General features: G+C 45.7%; 17 protein-coding genes. 4 read left to right on the forward strand and 13 right to left on the reverse strand.

The features are described from left to right. Positions 1-17: 17 nt before the first annotated feature. Positions 18-566, forward strand: coding sequence for a helix-turn-helix domain-containing protein (locus H2P46_RS17530; RefSeq protein ID WP_193406184.1), 549 nt, complete (start codon positions 18-20; stop codon positions 564-566). Between the two features lie 493 nt (positions 567-1,059). Here the strand turns inward: H2P46_RS17530 and H2P46_RS17535 are convergent, their stop codons facing one another. After that, positions 1,060-2,028: an IS5 family transposase gene (locus H2P46_RS17535; RefSeq protein ID WP_193403199.1), complete on the reverse strand. Its 969-nt coding sequence runs from the start codon at positions 2,026-2,028 to the stop codon at positions 1,060-1,062. 174 nt (positions 2,029-2,202) lie between these two features. Here H2P46_RS17535 and H2P46_RS17540 point away from each other — a divergent pair, with 174 nt between their 5' ends. Further along, complete coding sequence (locus tag H2P46_RS17540; protein ID WP_193406185.1) at positions 2,203-2,850, forward strand: hypothetical protein; 648 nt, start codon at positions 2,203-2,205, stop codon at positions 2,848-2,850. Then, positions 2,823-3,515: a lipopolysaccharide core heptose(II) kinase RfaY gene (locus tag H2P46_RS17545; protein ID WP_193406186.1), complete on the forward strand. Its 693-nt coding sequence runs from the start codon at positions 2,823-2,825 to the stop codon at positions 3,513-3,515. The genes H2P46_RS17540 and H2P46_RS17545 overlap by 28 nt, the downstream gene beginning before the upstream one ends. A 107-nt stretch (positions 3,516-3,622) precedes the next feature. On the opposite strand, the gene rfaL is transcribed toward H2P46_RS17545, so the two are convergent. The 9 genes from rfaL to rfaQ are packed head-to-tail and all read right to left on the reverse strand — an operon-like array spanning position 3,623 to position 11,511. After that, complete coding sequence (rfaL, locus tag H2P46_RS17550) at positions 3,623-4,852, reverse strand: O-antigen ligase RfaL (protein WP_193406187.1); 1,230 nt, start codon at positions 4,850-4,852, stop codon at positions 3,623-3,625. A 48-nt stretch (positions 4,853-4,900) separates the two neighbouring features. Further along, on the reverse strand, positions 4,901-5,680 hold the full coding sequence (gene waaZ / locus H2P46_RS17555) for a 3-deoxy-D-manno-oct-2-ulosonate III transferase WaaZ (protein ID WP_193406188.1): 780 nt from the start codon (positions 5,678-5,680) through the stop codon (positions 4,901-4,903). Between the two features lie 19 nt (positions 5,681-5,699). Further along, positions 5,700-6,080, reverse strand: coding sequence for a lipopolysaccharide core heptose(II) kinase RfaY (locus H2P46_RS17560; protein ID WP_238939022.1), 381 nt, complete (start codon positions 6,078-6,080; stop codon positions 5,700-5,702). Next, positions 6,073-7,041: an IS5 family transposase gene (locus tag H2P46_RS17565; protein WP_193403199.1), complete on the reverse strand. Its 969-nt coding sequence runs from the start codon at positions 7,039-7,041 to the stop codon at positions 6,073-6,075. The genes H2P46_RS17560 and H2P46_RS17565 overlap by 8 nt, the downstream gene beginning before the upstream one ends. Positions 7,042-7,058: 17 nt before the next feature. Beyond that, positions 7,059-7,493, reverse strand: a complete 435-nt coding sequence (locus tag H2P46_RS17570; protein WP_193406189.1) for a lipopolysaccharide core heptose(II) kinase RfaY — start codon at positions 7,491-7,493, stop codon at positions 7,059-7,061. After that, positions 7,468-8,508 carry a glycosyltransferase gene (locus H2P46_RS17575; RefSeq protein WP_193406190.1) on the reverse strand — a complete coding sequence of 347 codons (1,041 nt, stop codon included), beginning with the start codon at positions 8,506-8,508 and terminating at the stop codon, positions 7,468-7,470. The genes H2P46_RS17570 and H2P46_RS17575 overlap by 26 nt, the downstream gene beginning before the upstream one ends. A gap of 27 nt (positions 8,509-8,535) precedes the next feature. Then, positions 8,536-9,333: a lipopolysaccharide core heptose(I) kinase RfaP gene (gene rfaP / locus H2P46_RS17580; RefSeq protein ID WP_193406191.1), complete on the reverse strand. Its 798-nt coding sequence runs from the start codon at positions 9,331-9,333 to the stop codon at positions 8,536-8,538. Further along, a complete protein-coding gene (locus H2P46_RS17585) occupies positions 9,320-10,459 on the reverse strand; it encodes a glycosyltransferase family 4 protein (protein WP_193406192.1) in 1,140 nt (379 codons plus the stop codon). Before H2P46_RS17585 ends, rfaP begins: the two co-directional genes overlap by 14 nt. Next, on the reverse strand, positions 10,456-11,511 hold the full coding sequence (rfaQ, locus tag H2P46_RS17590; protein WP_193406193.1) for a putative lipopolysaccharide heptosyltransferase III: 1,056 nt from the start codon (positions 11,509-11,511) through the stop codon (positions 10,456-10,458). The genes H2P46_RS17585 and rfaQ overlap by 4 nt, the downstream gene beginning before the upstream one ends. 265 nt (positions 11,512-11,776) lie before the next feature. Here rfaQ and inaA point away from each other — a divergent pair, with 265 nt between their 5' ends. After that, positions 11,777-12,412 carry a lipopolysaccharide kinase InaA gene (gene inaA, locus H2P46_RS17595; RefSeq protein WP_193406249.1) on the forward strand — a complete coding sequence of 212 codons (636 nt, stop codon included), beginning with the start codon at positions 11,777-11,779 and terminating at the stop codon, positions 12,410-12,412. A gap of 110 nt (positions 12,413-12,522) precedes the next feature. On the opposite strand, the gene H2P46_RS23325 is transcribed toward inaA, so the two are convergent. From H2P46_RS23325 to uidA, 3 genes are read right to left on the reverse strand one after another with little or no spacing between them, the layout of a single operon-like run. Then, entirely contained in the window at positions 12,523-13,080 is a 558-nt protein-coding gene (locus H2P46_RS23325; RefSeq protein WP_338103653.1) for a serine acetyltransferase, read from the reverse strand. Further along, complete coding sequence (gene uidB, locus H2P46_RS17605; RefSeq protein WP_193406194.1) at positions 13,074-14,330, reverse strand: glucuronide transporter; 1,257 nt, start codon at positions 14,328-14,330, stop codon at positions 13,074-13,076. Before uidB ends, H2P46_RS23325 begins: the two co-directional genes overlap by 7 nt. Continuing rightward, positions 14,327-16,138 carry a beta-glucuronidase gene (uidA, locus tag H2P46_RS17610; RefSeq protein ID WP_193406195.1) on the reverse strand — a complete coding sequence of 604 codons (1,812 nt, stop codon included), beginning with the start codon at positions 16,136-16,138 and terminating at the stop codon, positions 14,327-14,329. Before uidA ends, uidB begins: the two co-directional genes overlap by 4 nt. Between the last annotated feature and the right edge of the window lie 10 nt (positions 16,139-16,148).

The raw sequence follows: 16,148 nt of genomic DNA on the forward strand, positions 1-16,148 counted from the left end.
AGTGAACAGGAGTAAAAGTGACGACACCCATTAGCATTATTGCCAGCGGCCTGACCCGCGAACGTCTGCGTGCAGGTTTGTCGTTGGCAGAAGTCGCACGCCGAGCCGGAATTGCCAAATCAACACTTTCGCAACTGGAAGCGGGTAACGGTAATCCCAGCATTGAAACGTTGTGGTCACTATGCGTAGCGTTAAACATCCCGTTTGCCCGGTTGATGGAGCCAGTAGCAAACAGGATGCAGATAATCCGCCGTGGCGAAGGCCCCACCGTCAGCGCGAAGCAGGCAGATTATCAGGCTGTTTTGCTGGCAACGTGTCCGCCAGGGGCGCGTCGCGATATATATTTACTGCATATCCAGCCTGGCTCCGAACGTCTTTCGCAACCACATCCACTCAACACGTTTGAACATTTAATTCTGACTCAAGGCCGGGCTCTGGTTGGGCCAGTTGATTCACCCGTTGAACTGGAAGTGGGCGATTACATCAGCTATCCAGGTGATGAAGAACATATTTTCCGTGCGCTGGAACCTGATACGCTGGCAGTTCTGGTGATGGAGCATATTTAGTCATCTGGCAACGGTTTCGATACCTTTAGCTGTACGTTAACCGATACTATCGCCGCTCTTAATTCAATAGCAGGACTTTTTAAAGGCAACCGAGGAATTTTCTGGCCTTGGTCTCTGTCGTTCTGATGCCCTCTTCTTTCACTGTACCAGGGCCAATAATTTTAGCGATATGCCGTTTTCAGAAATAAAATTTGTCATCGATTAGCCAAAATGGGTATGTCAGAAGCTTTTCGGCGTTATCAGAACAGAGCGAATACGTGTATTTTTCTGCCAGCTACTGGCATGGTGGGCTTATGTATCACTCTTTGGACTAAGGCTGATTCAGCTGTGAAAAGTTTGATCTGCACTGAATCAATGTCAGGGGCGGGGGTTTTATTGATGTTAACCCTGTCAAAAATAATTTTTCTATCTTTCAGAAATGCTGTGATAGTTCGGATCGGCTTTGTTGAATAAATCAGCTTCAGGACGAGTGACTCTGTAGCTGACCGGGTTTTCAGGCAATACGCACGCTTTCTGGCATACCAGCCTTCGTTATTTTATTCAGCGCACGCACCATGCCCAAAGCCTCTGCTACCTGACCATCGTAATCACGCAGCGTCAGTGAACCTCCGAACAGTTGCTTTACCCTGTACATGGCCGTCTCCGCTATCGAGCGACGGTTGTAATCTGTTGTCCATTTCCACCGGGCATTACTCCCGGTCAGCCGCTGATTCGCTACTGCACGGTTACGGTCTGCGTACTCTACGGGCCAGTAACCCGCTCCTTTTCGGGGCGGGATGAGGGCACTGATTTTCTTGCGCCGCAGTTCATCGTGACAGAGTCGGGTGTCGTAAGCGCCGTCTGCTGCGGCTGCCCTGATTTTTCTGTGTGTCTGCCGGATAAGACCCGGGAAAGCTTCTGAGTCCGTGACGTTGTTCAGAGACAGGTCCGCGCAGATGACTTCATGTGTTCTGCTGTCAACGGCCAGATGCAGCTTCCGCCAGGTACGACGGCGCTCTTTGCCGTGATTTTTGACTTTCCATTCGCCTTCACCAAAAACCTTCAGCCCGGTGGAATCAATCACCAGGTGTGCGATTTCACCCCGGGTGGGTGTTTTGAAACAGACATTAACCGACTTTGCCCGCTTGCTGACACTGCTGTAATCCGGGCAGCGCAACGGAACGTTCATCAGGGCAAAAATGGAATCAATAAAACCCTGCGCAGCCCGCAGGGTCAGCCGGAACAGGCGTTTAATCATCAGGACGGTGGTGATGGCAAGGTCAGAATAGCGCTGAGGTCTTCCCCGTGATGAAGGCGTTGCCGACTCATACCAGGCATGAGTCGCTTCATCGTCCAGCCAGAAAGTGAGGGAGCCACGGTTGATGAGGGCTTTGTTGTAGGTGGGCCAGTTGGTGATTTTGAACTTTTGCTTTGCCACGGAACGGTCTGTGTTGTCGGGAGGATGCGTGATCTGATCCTTCAACTCAGCAAAAGTTCGATTTATTCAACAAAGCCCCTTTGCGTCTCACCTGTCCATTAAACAGCACGAAATGCTAATGAAGCATCGACTAAAAGGCAAAACAGCACATAAAAGCAAGGGTTGCATTTACAAAAAAAATATAATTCTTTGCAAATGTTTAATATGAAAACCCTTTCCATGAAATTTGATACTTCATATCACCCGGGCTTCTTTGCTGTCTTGTTGCTTCCTGTCATTTTCATCGTCGTGCGTATTTTTAACGACTCGCTTTTCGACGCTTTACAGGTCAACGTAATTGAATCAGCGCAGGCTGTCTGGTTGTTATTCTGCTGCCTGTTTACGCTGGCTTATATGAAGCCATGGCAACGTTTAAATTCAAAACGTATGTTCTGGCTATGGGCTGCGCAATGGTGGCTGATGCTGTTTGGCCGCAGCATAAGCTGGGGACGTGACATTTTCTCTCATCATCCTCACTGGATTTTCAGGACGCTTTCAGTCGTCTGGATTGCGCCATTGATTATTATGCTGCTCTCGAAAGATTTAAGAGATGAGTTAAAACAAAAACTCCATACGGAGGCATTTCCTGTGCTCTATTTCGCATTAGCGCTGGTGTGCTTTCTTATTTCTGACACCGTTGAGCACAAGCGAGCCTTATATTTTATATTTGTTGCCAATAAACACTATCAGGATATTACGGAAGAGCTTTATGAACTTCCGTTTATGCTTGCTCTTTTTCAGACAGCCTGGCATTTCATGAAAGCAGATAAAAAAACATTAAAAATAGAAGGATATAAAATATGCGCGTCAGAAGAAGTTACCGAGTAATTGATGACAATCATTTATATCAGGCCATCCTTAATAAGTTTTTTAACGGCCAGCTTGAGGCGATCGAAATCTTTCGTAGCGACAGAGATACCAAAGTTTTTAGCATTCAGGAAGGCCTGAAAAAATACGTTGTTAAGGTAATAGTCAAAAAACGTAAAAAACTTTTTTACAGAGCCTTAGCAAGAATAAAAAGTGATCCTTATTTTAATCTGGTTAACATTACGCACAGAATGCTTGCCTCTGATTGTCATGTTGCCTGCTGTCATTATGCGGTGGCTCGCGGAAAGCAACATAACGAGTATGCTGTGATCGTCATGGAGCATATAAAGGGGAATAATCTTCGTTCAGCCAAAATTGAACTTTCTGCTCATCGTGATGAGATTATCAAAAGTGTAACAACCCTGCACAGGCTATGCGCTTTCTCTTCTGATATTAGTCGTGAAAATGTGCTGATCACGGATAACGGCATTCGATTCATTGATATTTCAGGAAAAAAGGCGACGCGTTTTCGCCGAAATAATGACTGGTATGATCTTGAGCACCGTTTAGGAATTAAGCGCAGCGTAACGAACCTGTCATATAAGTTTTTTATGACGCAGAAGAAACTGAAATCCTGGACCAAAGCCGTGAAAAAGGGTTCCGAAAGGCATAAGCTGGCGAGCTGATCTTTATCTATGTAGTAATGCAACGCCCCGCCGGTGTTTCGCATCCCGTTATTTATTGTCAGAAAAGTTGCAGTGATTACAGAATCACTGCAACTTTTTTATTGATATTACGCGTCAGAGGAGCGCGGCCGTGGAGCAGAAAGGCCGATCAATAGCGCCATAAGTAGTGAGAAGTTATCAAAATTCGATAGCTCCACCACGCCTCGTACTAAATAAGCCGAACTGGCGATCAGGATGATACTTAACCATGCATACTGGATTTCATGGCGCGTATTTTTCCAGTGCTTATAGGATGTCCGGAAAAGCACTGTAAAAAACAGAATAAGTGTTGCCAGGCCAGGGATACCGCCAGAAAACCAAAAAGAGAGATACATATTATGAGGGCTAATCGGCTCACGGAAAAACCAGCCAGGGTGCGAGGGTAAGTTCAGCGCATAAGTCTTGAGGTAAACCTTATCTCCTAGTCCATAACCAATGACCGGATTTTTCAGAATCATATCCAGACCTGCTCCCTGCGTTCCCGCGCCAAAACGCTCGCTGCTGTCTGTCTGTTGAAGTTTATGACTAACCAGCTCCGTCTGTTTAAGATTGAATAAGGATAACGCAATCAAAAGACAAGCGCCTGCTCCGAGTACCAGTGAGCAAAATTTCCAGCGACGCATGAAAAAGCACCATAACAGAAACAACGTAAAAATAGAGAGCCAGGTTCCTCTTTGTAAGGTGCCTAACATGAGAAAAATATACACCGCCGCTGCAATCACTGCACAGATAAGGAATGCAGGCGTTTTCTTCAAAGAAAGCCATAATAAGGCTGGCAGGGTAAAGATAAGCGCATCAGTAATAAACCGGTGCTCATAATTAGTAAAAGGCATTACACCATGGCGATACTCAACAATATATATATAAGCTTCCGATATAGCTAAAACAATAAAGAGAATAAGCAAGCTTTGCAGCCAGGTGCGAGCAACTTGCTGCGCAGATAATTTCAGCAATAAGACAGAAACAAATAATGGCAGCAGGAAATTTGCAAACAGTATATGCTGATTAAAATATTTCAGACTCAGATGAACGTCTATGGAAACCAATGTAGAATAAAGACCATAAACAAGCATTAAGAGCGGTAAAAATAGCCTGACTGGCGTGAAAATTGTTCTCAAAACAGACTTATCTTTCCAGATAATCGTTATGGCGGTGATTAAAATAGCGATGTGAACAGCATGTTTATAACGCGTAATTCCGTCAAAGAAATAGGTGACACTGAACAATATAAAAAGCAGTCTCTGCCAGTTTTCAGCCAGGCTTTCCTTTCGTGAAAACAGTGACAATGCGCCTTCCATAAACTCCCCTTAAATATTTTCGTAGTATTCAGATTTTAACATGTGATTTTAATCAGGTATGTCCAGCTGTTGTAAATCGATAAACGGAATATCTTTATAAGGTACTGAGGTTTCTAATGAGAGAGTAAATAAAGGAGGATTAATGCGCTCCCGCATAAAATTGAACAGAGGCAAAATTTTATCAAGATCCTGCTGTAACTCAGTCACCAGTTTTGATGAAGCAGATTTATCGTAAAATCGCTTAAATGACCCAGACAGATCCAGCCCTGCGCAAATTATTTTTTCATAACGTAACGAATAAGCCATCTGCATACAGGCGTAAGCTACTGTTTTACAATTGCAATATCCTATTGAAATATCTTTGGAAAAACCCAAAATTCTTTTTTTACGTGATAACGGAACATACATCACAACGTCAGGATGTCGCTGGCAATATAACCAGAACTTTAATTTTTTTATTGGCCCGGCTTTTTCCCGCTTATAAAGCTCATGAATGATATAACAGCGTTCCGCAAGCCATGTTTTCTTATCTGCTGGCGCTTTGGCATAAACATCTTCATTGATTACGCAGTAATCGCTTAGCTCAACATTACGTTCAAACTCACTTTGCCGTGATGTGATAAAACGAATGTCCGTCACCATATAGATGAAAGGATGAATTCCATTTTCAATCAGCCACGAAGCAGAGCCATTTACCGCGATGACATCATTACTGGCCAGCAGTGACAAAGGTGTTTTGACAGCACTGGGACCGGAAAGAAAGATGATGACATTTTTAGCCCGCACCTGGCTTCTTACCTGCTTGAGGGCTTGCTTGTTAAAAATCACTCTCGCCACCTGACTCTGTTTATTTACCTTTTAATGCCAGTTTAAACGCCTTGAACCGCTTGCGGAACTGAGACTTCTTTTTCACCCAATGATAAAAGAAGCCCTTATGGAATCCATTAATGCCTAAATGTCGTTCTAAGTCGATGTAATCCTTGGCAATTCTCATCTTATTGATCTTCTTGCCCGACAGATCTATAAGCCTTAACCCGTTATCAGAGATAATGAAGTTTCCTTTATGCGGATCCCCCGAAACCATACCATTTTCATGCAAACATGAAATAATTGAGACAATTTCTTTTTTTAACTCTTCAGGTACGGTGTGATATAAGCTCAGTTCGGCTTTGTTGAATAAATCAGCTTCAGGACGAGTGACTCTGTAGCTGACCGGGTTTTCAGGCAATACGCACGCTTTCTGGCATACCAGCCTTCGTTATTTTATTCAGCGCACGCACCATGCCCAAAGCCTCTGCTACCTGACCATCGTAATCACGCAGCGTCAGTGAACCTCCGAACAGTTGCTTTACCCTGTACATGGCCGTCTCCGCTATCGAGCGACGGTTGTAATCTGTTGTCCATTTCCACCGGGCATTACTCCCGGTCAGCCGCTGATTCGCTACTGCACGGTTACGGTCTGCGTACTCTACGGGCCAGTAACCCGCTCCTTTTCGGGGCGGGATGAGGGCACTGATTTTCTTGCGCCGCAGTTCATCGTGACAGAGTCGGGTGTCGTAAGCGCCGTCTGCTGCGGCTGCCCTGATTTTTCTGTGTGTCTGCCGGATAAGACCCGGGAAAGCTTCTGAGTCCGTGACGTTGTTCAGAGACAGGTCCGCGCAGATGACTTCATGTGTTCTGCTGTCAACGGCCAGATGCAGCTTCCGCCAGGTACGACGGCGCTCTTTGCCGTGATTTTTGACTTTCCATTCGCCTTCACCAAAAACCTTCAGCCCGGTGGAATCAATCACCAGGTGTGCGATTTCACCCCGGGTGGGTGTTTTGAAACAGACATTAACCGACTTTGCCCGCTTGCTGACACTGCTGTAATCCGGGCAGCGCAACGGAACGTTCATCAGGGCAAAAATGGAATCAATAAAACCCTGCGCAGCCCGCAGGGTCAGCCGGAACAGGCGTTTAATCATCAGGACGGTGGTGATGGCAAGGTCAGAATAGCGCTGAGGTCTTCCCCGTGATGAAGGCGTTGCCGACTCATACCAGGCATGAGTCGCTTCATCGTCCAGCCAGAAAGTGAGGGAGCCACGGTTGATGAGGGCTTTGTTGTAGGTGGGCCAGTTGGTGATTTTGAACTTTTGCTTTGCCACGGAACGGTCTGTGTTGTCGGGAGGATGCGTGATCTGATCCTTCAACTCAGCAAAAGTTCGATTTATTCAACAAAGCCGCTCAGTTCCTGACCGGGTATGTACTCAATCAACATAATGAACAAGCTGGCATAATTAAATATCTTTTTCTCTGCCAGAAGGTAAAAATCGTTCTGGAATTGTACGCCCTTTGACCATAGCTCATCGGTTTTTTTCATTAGATTGAGATAATAGTCCCCTTTGATAAACGACTTCAGAAACCGCTCAAGTTGTTTCTCTTTGGGCTTAAAAACTTTCAGTACATACAGCTTTGATTCAAAATTAACCAATACAACTTTCGTATCTTCAATATTTCGGAAAACTTTTTCTACTGTCAGGCGGTTGTGAATAAAATCCGCAAAGACCCTTTTATAGTCCTCACCCTTTCCTTTGGTGTAAATAACGTAATCATCACATTTGGTTTTAACCAACATGTTAAGCTCCAACTCGTTTAGCGACATGTAAAAATTTTTTCAGTAGATATAAACTGAAATAGCTTATCATTTTGGCTGTTCTTTTCTGTTTTTTCATATGAAGATAAGCATAACGGTAATGCATTGGAGTAGTTGGCTGCATTGAGGCCATATCCTGCCAGGGTGAGTTCGCCAGCGCGTGCCAGAACGGTTTACATTCCTGATATTTTTCCGCCCATGAAAACCAGGGTTTTGTGGGACCAATATAGTGAATTAGCGCGGCGCTATTAATATCTTGCTGTGTAGTATTTTTCAGTAACCGATTGATACTAAACTGAACGTTATATCGACTATCTAAAGGCAGAACGTTATTCAACAGAGTAAGATTGAACAGATCCTGATCGTAAAAAGTTAACCGTTTTACCACGTCGCTATCACTAAGCAGATCTAATATCTGTTGTGTGATATTTAAGCCAGCCCATTTTCTCAGGTCGAAATAAATGACACCTGTATTGAAGTAACCCGATGTAAGCCCCGCGCAGTTCAGTTTGCTGGCGCGCTCTTGCCACCATTCACCGCCACGTTCATGCACGGCACCTGCAATTTTTCCCTGCAGGTCCAGATGGGTGAAAATATCGAGGCTTCCGTTACAAATTACATCCGAATCAAGATAAAGAAGCGTATCCATTCTACTGGCCAGATAGTCAGCCATTAAAAAACGATAGTAGATAGCTGTAGACCATAGCTTGTTTGTTGGCAGCGTTTTCTGATCGTTTTCATTTACTCGCAAGATACTGACCAGATGACCATACTGTTGTGAAAATTGTTCTATTTTCTTAAGGCCAATCTGGCAGTTGTCATTAATGAAAATGAAAAAATGGATGGCTATATCTTTATTATGCTGCATCACTGATGCCATTGAAGCCAGACAACCCGCTAAAAAAAATTCATCGGCACCATAAGCAACGCGAAGCGCAACGCTTTCTTCCTCTATGCCCAGCGGATTAATAACGTCTTCTGATGTCACTTGCAGGCTTAATTTTTGAACATCGTTATTTTTCATAAGATGAATGTCTGTATAGTCATATTGTCATAACGATTTGCGTATCGTTCGCTGCTGAATTTTTTGTGATTTTTTGAGAGCGGCTTTGATCAGACGAGCTTCTTTTTTGATCACGCTGGAATAATCCAGTCCTGTATAGATCTTTAAAAAATAGAGATAGTCTCGCGCATTCAGACCGAGTTCCAGTGTGGAATAATATAGGCCAATCAGATCCTTATCTCGCCAGCGGCGTGGAACATGGTGACGAGACTGCGCACGATGGAGGTCAATGATGAAAAGATCAACCTCACCTTCATTTCCTTCTAAAGATTGTTTTAGCAGGAAATGGCATAAATAACAGTCCCGATGATTAATGCCGATCTGATGCATACGTCTTACCGTGGATGCCAGGCTTCGGATTAACGTGTATTTTACAGAAGGAGATGGCCGGTTGACTTTCCAGTCCTGACAGAAATCCTCAAGGCTAATAGCGGGATTGAGATCTTCTGTGATAATAAAAGACTCCCGATTCAGCGGGTTCCAGTTCTTTTTGCCATAAGCTACGCCTTCCATTGTAGCAATGCCGTGACGTTTCAGGCGGTTAATAGCTTGCCATTCATTATCGGCCCCTAATACCGGCATCTTCAACGTAACGATATTCTTCAGTATTTCCCTGATTGTGGTTCCGCTATGGTATTTCAGGAAATAGCTTTCTTCCGCAAAATTAAATTGAATCGTGCGCCGCGTTCCGACCTGCCGGTAAGTTTCGCCCTGGAGTTGTTTTACCTGAGCAAAAACATCTTTATTTTCCCATTGGGATTTAAAGGGCTCTTTAAGAATCTGCACGTGCATCCTCATTCATAATGATAGCCGACGCACGCTCCGCAAGCTGATAAAGGTTATTCTGTTGCAGATAATTTTTGGCGCTGTTCTGCCAGTATGTTATGCGCTTTTCATCCAGCAGCGCTTCAGCCAGAGCTTCATTTATATCCGTCTGTGTAACAGGCTCCGCCAACACCAGTCCGCATCCTGAATGGGTAACATAGAATGCATAACCACAGGTGCCGCTGACAATAGCAGGCAAACCGCAGGCAATGGCCTCGATAATGACGATACCGCCTGCTTCCTGATAGGCCGGATGCAATAATAAATCAGCGGCAATCATCAGGTCGTTTATATCTTCCCGGCCTGAAAAAAACCGCACCCGATCGCTAATACCGAGCCGGGAGGCCAAACGCTGATAAGGTTCCGGCTTATCTTCACCAACCACCACGAATATGCATCTGGATCGGATATTTTCGGGCAGTGCAGCAATAGCATTCAGGCTTCTGTCAACGCCTTTGCGTTTGAAGTCTGAACCAACCTGTAGCAACAGAAAACTTTCGGGTGTGGCCCCAAGTTCTGCCCGAAGCTGCTGAATGCCTGCAGATGAGCGCGCAGGTAAATGCTGGAACCGATCGGCGTCTATCCCTGGCGGCAGCATATGGATGCGCGAGTCCTGGGTATGATAGTGAGACTGGAAATCTGCTTTTTGCTTTTCAGTTAATAAAAGCAGATGCGTTTTGGCCGTCGGAGCCATTACTGCTCTTTCAGCTCGCATATAACTGCGATAACGCGGTGTCAGCTTGTAAAAAAAGCCTTTTTCCTGGCTGGTTTTCTCGGCATAACAGACATCAGCAGCAAAATAATAATCAAGGCCGGGCATTTTGTTAAACCCCACCACGACATCGACAGGATATTTTTCCCGATGCTTTCTGACCCATTTGCTGAAGTTTTCATTGCTGCTGTGGTTGGATAATCCTATCCTCGGGACGATAACGAGTTCAAATCCGGGAACGGGTTCCCCTTCCCAGGAAAACGTATACACGCGAATATCGTTGCCTTTATCCTGGCTGGCGCGGGCAATACGCATAAAATCCCGCTGCATACCGCCATAAGGGAAATAGTCGTGAAGGCAGAAAGCTATTTTCATCCGGCCTTCTCCGCTGTCACAGCACTATTTACCGCATCAATAACTTTTTCGACGGGTATATAGGATAAGTATTTAAAGCTCCGATCGATTTCGCTGCGTTTCGGCATGGGGTGATAATTACCTGCCCATACCATCCAGAATTTTTCTGTCCAGGGATGCCATGCACGATGATCCGTTGCACCAAACAGGCAAATAATGGGCGTTTCTACTGCGGCGGCAATATGCATCGGTGCTGAGTCAACACCGATAAAAAACTGTGCATGATCAATGACCGCAGCGAGTTCATCAAATGTGGTATTTCCCGCAAGTGTCATTACGGGTTTCACTTTGCATAGTTCGACGATACGCGCAACGCAACGTTTGTCATCTTCAGAAGGACCGCAGGTAATAATCACCTTATGGTGAGTAACCCGCTGAATATAATCGATAACTTCGGCAAATTTTTCATCATCCCAGTATTTGAATTTCTGACGTGCCGTTGGTTGTACAACTACGTATTTTTGCTGATCCCACTCTTTTCCCAGACGGAATTTTATCCCTTCCCAGACAAAGGCGTGATACCCCATTTTGGTGTTTTTTACGGTAACAGGAAAATCAAACGCATTAAGGATAGACAGGTTGCGTTCCACGACGTGTGTACCTTCCGGTTTCACTAATTCATGGAAAAAAAGACGCCACAGAAACTGGTTTCGCTGCTGGAATTCAAAAGCAACGGAATAGCGGGGCGATATGAGACGCGTCATGAGACCGCTGAGCCATTGATCGCTTAAATTAACCACGAGATCATACTTTTCTTTTTGAAGCTCATGCACCACTTTGAGGTAATCAAGCGTTTTATTCGAGAAGCTGGCTTTTTTATTCTTGACTGCAAAGATTTTATCTACATCATCATTTACGCGCAATATTTCAACGCTGCCTTCATAACCCAACACATCAATGATCGCGTCAGGATGATTGGCTTTTAAGCTGCTGATCACGGGTGTAATCAGCAACATGTCACCATGAAATCGAAACTTAATGACAAGTATTTTTTTTATTTTAATTTTTTTCATGGAACGCGCCAAATTTATTAATTCAAAAAAGAGAGCCGACTATGATCGTCTGATGCTCTGTCAAAAAATTACCATTTTATGCTATTTTTTGTCACGTATTTGTCATTTTGTTGTAAAGTTCACTTACCTTGCATTTTTTATTGTAACAGCGCAACCTTCACGATTCACGCTTTGGTTTTTTCTTTATTTTCAGCAGGTTGGCCCGCGTTTCCCTCATATTTTTAGCGATGTGCTTGAATGTATTTTGCCCAAAAGGATAGTTTTTATGTTGAATTTCAATGACTGGTGGGAAGTAGAAGGAAGCTGGGTAGAACCACCTAATACGCGTCGTGGAGGATTCAGCGGTGTGATCAAAACCGTGGTAAACGGTGAGGTTGTGTACATTAAACGGATGGAAAATCATCTGTATCATAGCTTACGTTATCCCTTCGGGCTTCCGACAATCATGCGCGAAGTTAATGCCATTAAGCATTTACAGCGTTCGGGTGTGGTTGTCCCAGAAATTATCTTTGGGGATGCAATACGCAAAGATGGACAATGGCGAGCTCTTCTCGTAACAAAAGAAATGAAGAACTTTTTATCGCTAGAGGACTGGTACAAAACGGGAGCGTATCAGACTATTGAAGCGTCCGTTTACGAGAGAATACTTAAGGAAATAGCTTCAGCTTTTAGAAAAATACATCTGCAAAAACGTCAACATGGCAGTTGCTATCCAAGACATATTTTCATTCATTACGCAGATCATATCCAGGCGGGTTTTATTGACCTTGAGCACAGCCGCAGAAGACTAACCTGCGCCCAGGCTAAGAATCACGATTTTACTCAGTTTGGTAAGAAGCTTGCCGGCATGCCCAAAGACGATTGGGAGAAAGTGCTCAACTGGTATGAACAACTGGCTTAACAGCATACCGTTTAGTCATACCTGATTCGCTGGATAAACGACACGTTGTTATCCAGCGCCCATTACAGACAGACACAACCCGCGAAAACAGGCGCAAGTTAACGATATTATCAACCAGCGTCATTAATCATATCGCCGTGCGATTTTGCGTTATTTGATCGCATATAGGGCTGCACTTTTATAAAGTAAGTGGTATCTGATGGGATGTCATTAAGAACAATAGACGCTGCGCCAACAGTGACGTTATCACCAATTTTCAGATCATTTCCAATAATATGTGAGCCAGCACCAATAGTTACATTGTTGCCGATTCTGATGCACCCTTCCTGATACCTGTACCGTTTCCCGATAGTGGCATTTTGAAGGATGGTCAGGTTTTCTCCTGCTATTAATATGTCAGTGATTACTATCCCGTTGAGGTGCGGAATATGTAATCCCTTCCCTATCTTCGCGCCGAGCATGATTTCAACGCCGAATCGGTCTTTGAGACGTGAATTGATTCTTTTGGCATTTTTTTTCTCGCTTTTATTCCCTGTTGCGTACATTTCATTTGCAAGGCGCCACCAGAAAAGAAAATATTTACGTCTGCCTTTTATTCTTTTTGGGAGGTCTATCCAGCTAAACTTTTCCTTTCGGGTGACTTCTTTTAACCAATATTGTTTTAGCACATCACTATTATGGGAACCAGCGCGATTGATATTCTTATACCCATAATAACGTCAGATGTTTGTGCCTGGTTAGCAATATATCCGCTCATTCCGAGAATAAAAGCTGGAAACGATCCGCCAATTGCCTGACCGCATTTACGTGTAAAAGAGAAAAATGAATATGTCAGCCCCTCAATACGTACACCCGTTAAGTATTCGCCGTATTCAACCGTGTCAGCTTCCAGCGCCCACATAACAGTCATAGTGATCCCCTGCCCAATAGAAGCAATTGCCAGCGCCGTAAATGCGTATAATGGTGGCTGGTCAGACAGCAGAAAAAACAGCAAATAACCCAGCGTCCCGATGCCCGCACCGCTAAGAAATGTATTTTTTTTACCCAGCCGCTTAACCAGCCGTGGGACCAGGGGTGCCGAGCCGAGCGAACCTACCAACATTTGCACCAACACCAGTATGGAAAACAGTTCAACATCATTCAGTACGTAGCGTACGTAAAACAGTGAAGAGGCACTGACGGCGAAAGTTGAAATCAAAATACACAGCGCGGCGATGCACAACAGCATTAGCGGCCGGTTTTTCTTCAGCGTCTGTAGACTGATATGCAATGAAGGCTGCGCGACGATACGAACCACATTTTCCCGTGTGGATTTAAAGCACAGGAAATAGAGGATCACACCTGCCACGGCAAGGGTAACGGTCCAGTCAAAATAGACGGATCGTATTTCTGACGCACCAACACCACTTATTTTGGGTCCGATAATAAATGCCAGACAGACAAACGTCAGCGCCGCCGCCACGCTACGCGCAGCGCCCAGTCTGGCGCGAGACTGAGGCTGCTGCGTCATGGCGGTAGCCAGTGATCCGTAAGGAATGTTGACCAGGCTATAGCAAAGACCCAGCCCCATATAGGTCACGTAAGCATAAATAACCTTACTGGTATGACTCCATTCAGATGGAACACAGAATACCAGCACGCTGAAAAGCATCAGCGGTGGCGTAGCAAACAACAGAAAGGGGCGGAATTTACCCCAGCGCGTATTCACGCTATCCACAACACGTCCCGCAGCAATATCGGCAAAGGCATCAAAAACGCGCACGACCAGCAGCATGGTTCCGGCGGCAGCGGCACCGACGCCTGCAACGTCGGTGTAATAGCTGAGCAGGAACAGCGCGCCCATAGCAAAGGCGATATTGTTGGCTACATCCCCCAGGCTGTAGCCGATTATGGTTCGCCATGGCAGTTGTTGACTCATTCCTTGTCTCCCTGAACTGGCTTTTCGCCAAATGGCATTTCTGTCCAGCGCTTTTTCAGCACAAAAGCGGCAGATTTTGGCCTCCGATCACGGGTAAAAATGCCTTTTTTATTCCCTCCGACCCGCATGATGCCCTGTGAAGTAGCGAAATCAGCGAAGTTCCATACCTGCTCGCCGGTCACCGCACTGACGCGATCAAATACCCGGTGATACATCGCCAGCCAGGCGCACTGATACTCCTCACTCCACATATCCTGGTAAACCGAGTGCAGGCCCGCCAGGGTATCGACACCGTATTCCGTCATAATAATCGGGCGGTGTAGTTTTGCCTGCCATGCCAAAAGCTCTCGCTCTAATACCCGCTCGGCCTTCTCCAGATCTCCACACTGAACGTACCAGCCGTAATAGCGGTTCAGGCAGACGACGTCGAAAAGATCGGTAATGGTGTCGGTTTCAGCATCGCAGAACATCACATTAACGCAGGTGATCGGCCGTGTCGGATCTAACTCACGGGTGGCCTTAGCCAGCGGTTCAAAATATTTCCGGGCGCCTTCAGGACGTGTATCCGGTTCGTTCGCGATACTCCACATCACGACGCTCGGATGATTTTTGTCGCGCCCAATCAGTTCTTTAATCGCCTGCAAATGCGCTTGCTGGGTTTCACCGTTAATGGCTTCTTCGCTGTAGAGTTCTTTGGGCTTTTCACCGGCGTCAAAGCCAATCCCCAGCGACAAATTAAAGCCAACCGCCGCCGTTTCGTTAATTACCACGATGCCATGTTCGTCAGCCCAGTCGAGCATCTCCTCAGCATAAGGATAATGAGAAGTCCGGTAGGAATTGGCGCCAATCCAGTTCATCAGGGCATGGTCGTGGACCATCAAAACAGGATCAAATCCTTTTCCACGAAAATCCGCGTCTTCATGTCTGCCAAAGCCAGTAAAATAGAACGGCTTGTGGTTGATCAAAAACTGCTCGCCTTTGACGGCAACCGAACGGATGCCAACCCGTAGCGGATATTCATCGCGCTCACCCTCGGCTTCACTGGAAACCCACAACTCATACAAATATCCCTCACCCGGTTCCCAGAGATGAGGCTTATCCAGGATAAATGTGCCTGTTGCGCCGTGACCCGTCGCAACTTTCTGCTGCTTGCTGTCACGTAATTCGACCTGGATGTTTCCGCTGGCAACCACTTCCCATGACATGGTTGCCTGCTTCCTGCTGATCGCCACGTCAGTCAGCACGGTGATGTCCTGAACGTACTTTTTAGGGGTAGTGTAGAGCATCACGCTACGGTGAATGCCCGCATAGTTGAAAAAGTCATGAAAATAAGACTGCTGTTTTTTTCCATTTTCCTGCTGAGTAACCATGCCCGGCGGAATAGTTTGCCAGTTGAGTTCGTTATTGACGCAGACGGTGATGCGTACTGTTTCTCCAGCGGTTACCAGATGGCTAATATCTGCTTCAAAAGGGGTGTAGCCGCCCTGGTGTTCCATCACAAAGTGATCGTTGACCCATACACTTCCCCGGTGTGTTACGGCATCAAAGCGCAGCACGATGCGTCGATCATTCCAGCCGCGTGGAATACGGGTTTCCCGCTGATACCAGACATCCCCTACGTAATCATGGATCGCTGCATCGGCAAACTGGTCGTTATAACTTCCCGGTACGGCGATAGCCCGACGCTCCGGTAACGCCTGACGCCACCAGGATTGCTTTCTTCCGGCATCATCTGCATCAAGTGAAAAAGACCAGAGTCCATCAAGACGTTTAATTTCACGCGAAGGCGTTTCAGTGGGACGTAACATGATAAAGCTC

The organism is Mixta mediterraneensis (genome assembly GCF_014946725.1).
Classification (GTDB): Bacteria; Pseudomonadota; Gammaproteobacteria; order Enterobacterales; family Enterobacteriaceae; genus Pantoea; species Pantoea mediterraneensis.

Bases quoted from the DNA above. Each gene is read 5' to 3' on its own strand.
- H2P46_RS17540 (WP_193406185.1), top strand. From the start codon at position 2,203: ATGAAATTTGATACTTCATATCACCCGGGCTTCTTTGCTGTCTTGTTG.
- H2P46_RS17545 (WP_193406186.1), top strand. From the start codon at position 2,823: ATGCGCGTCAGAAGAAGTTACCGAGTAATTGATGACAATCATTTATAT.
- rfaL (WP_193406187.1), bottom strand. From the start codon at position 4,852: ATGGAAGGCGCATTGTCACTGTTTTCACGAAAGGAAAGCCTGGCTGAA.
- H2P46_RS17570 (WP_193406189.1), bottom strand. From the start codon at position 7,493: ATGTCGCTAAACGAGTTGGAGCTTAACATGTTGGTTAAAACCAAATGT.
- H2P46_RS17575 (WP_193406190.1), bottom strand. From the start codon at position 8,508: ATGAAAAATAACGATGTTCAAAAATTAAGCCTGCAAGTGACATCAGAA.
- H2P46_RS17585 (WP_193406192.1), bottom strand. From the start codon at position 10,459: ATGAAAATAGCTTTCTGCCTTCACGACTATTTCCCTTATGGCGGTATG.
- rfaQ (WP_193406193.1), bottom strand. From the start codon at position 11,511: ATGAAAAAAATTAAAATAAAAAAAATACTTGTCATTAAGTTTCGATTT.
- inaA (WP_193406249.1), top strand. From the start codon at position 11,777: ATGTTGAATTTCAATGACTGGTGGGAAGTAGAAGGAAGCTGGGTAGAA.
- uidB (WP_193406194.1), bottom strand. From the start codon at position 14,330: ATGAGTCAACAACTGCCATGGCGAACCATAATCGGCTACAGCCTGGGG.
- uidA (WP_193406195.1), bottom strand. From the start codon at position 16,138: ATGTTACGTCCCACTGAAACGCCTTCGCGTGAAATTAAACGTCTTGAT.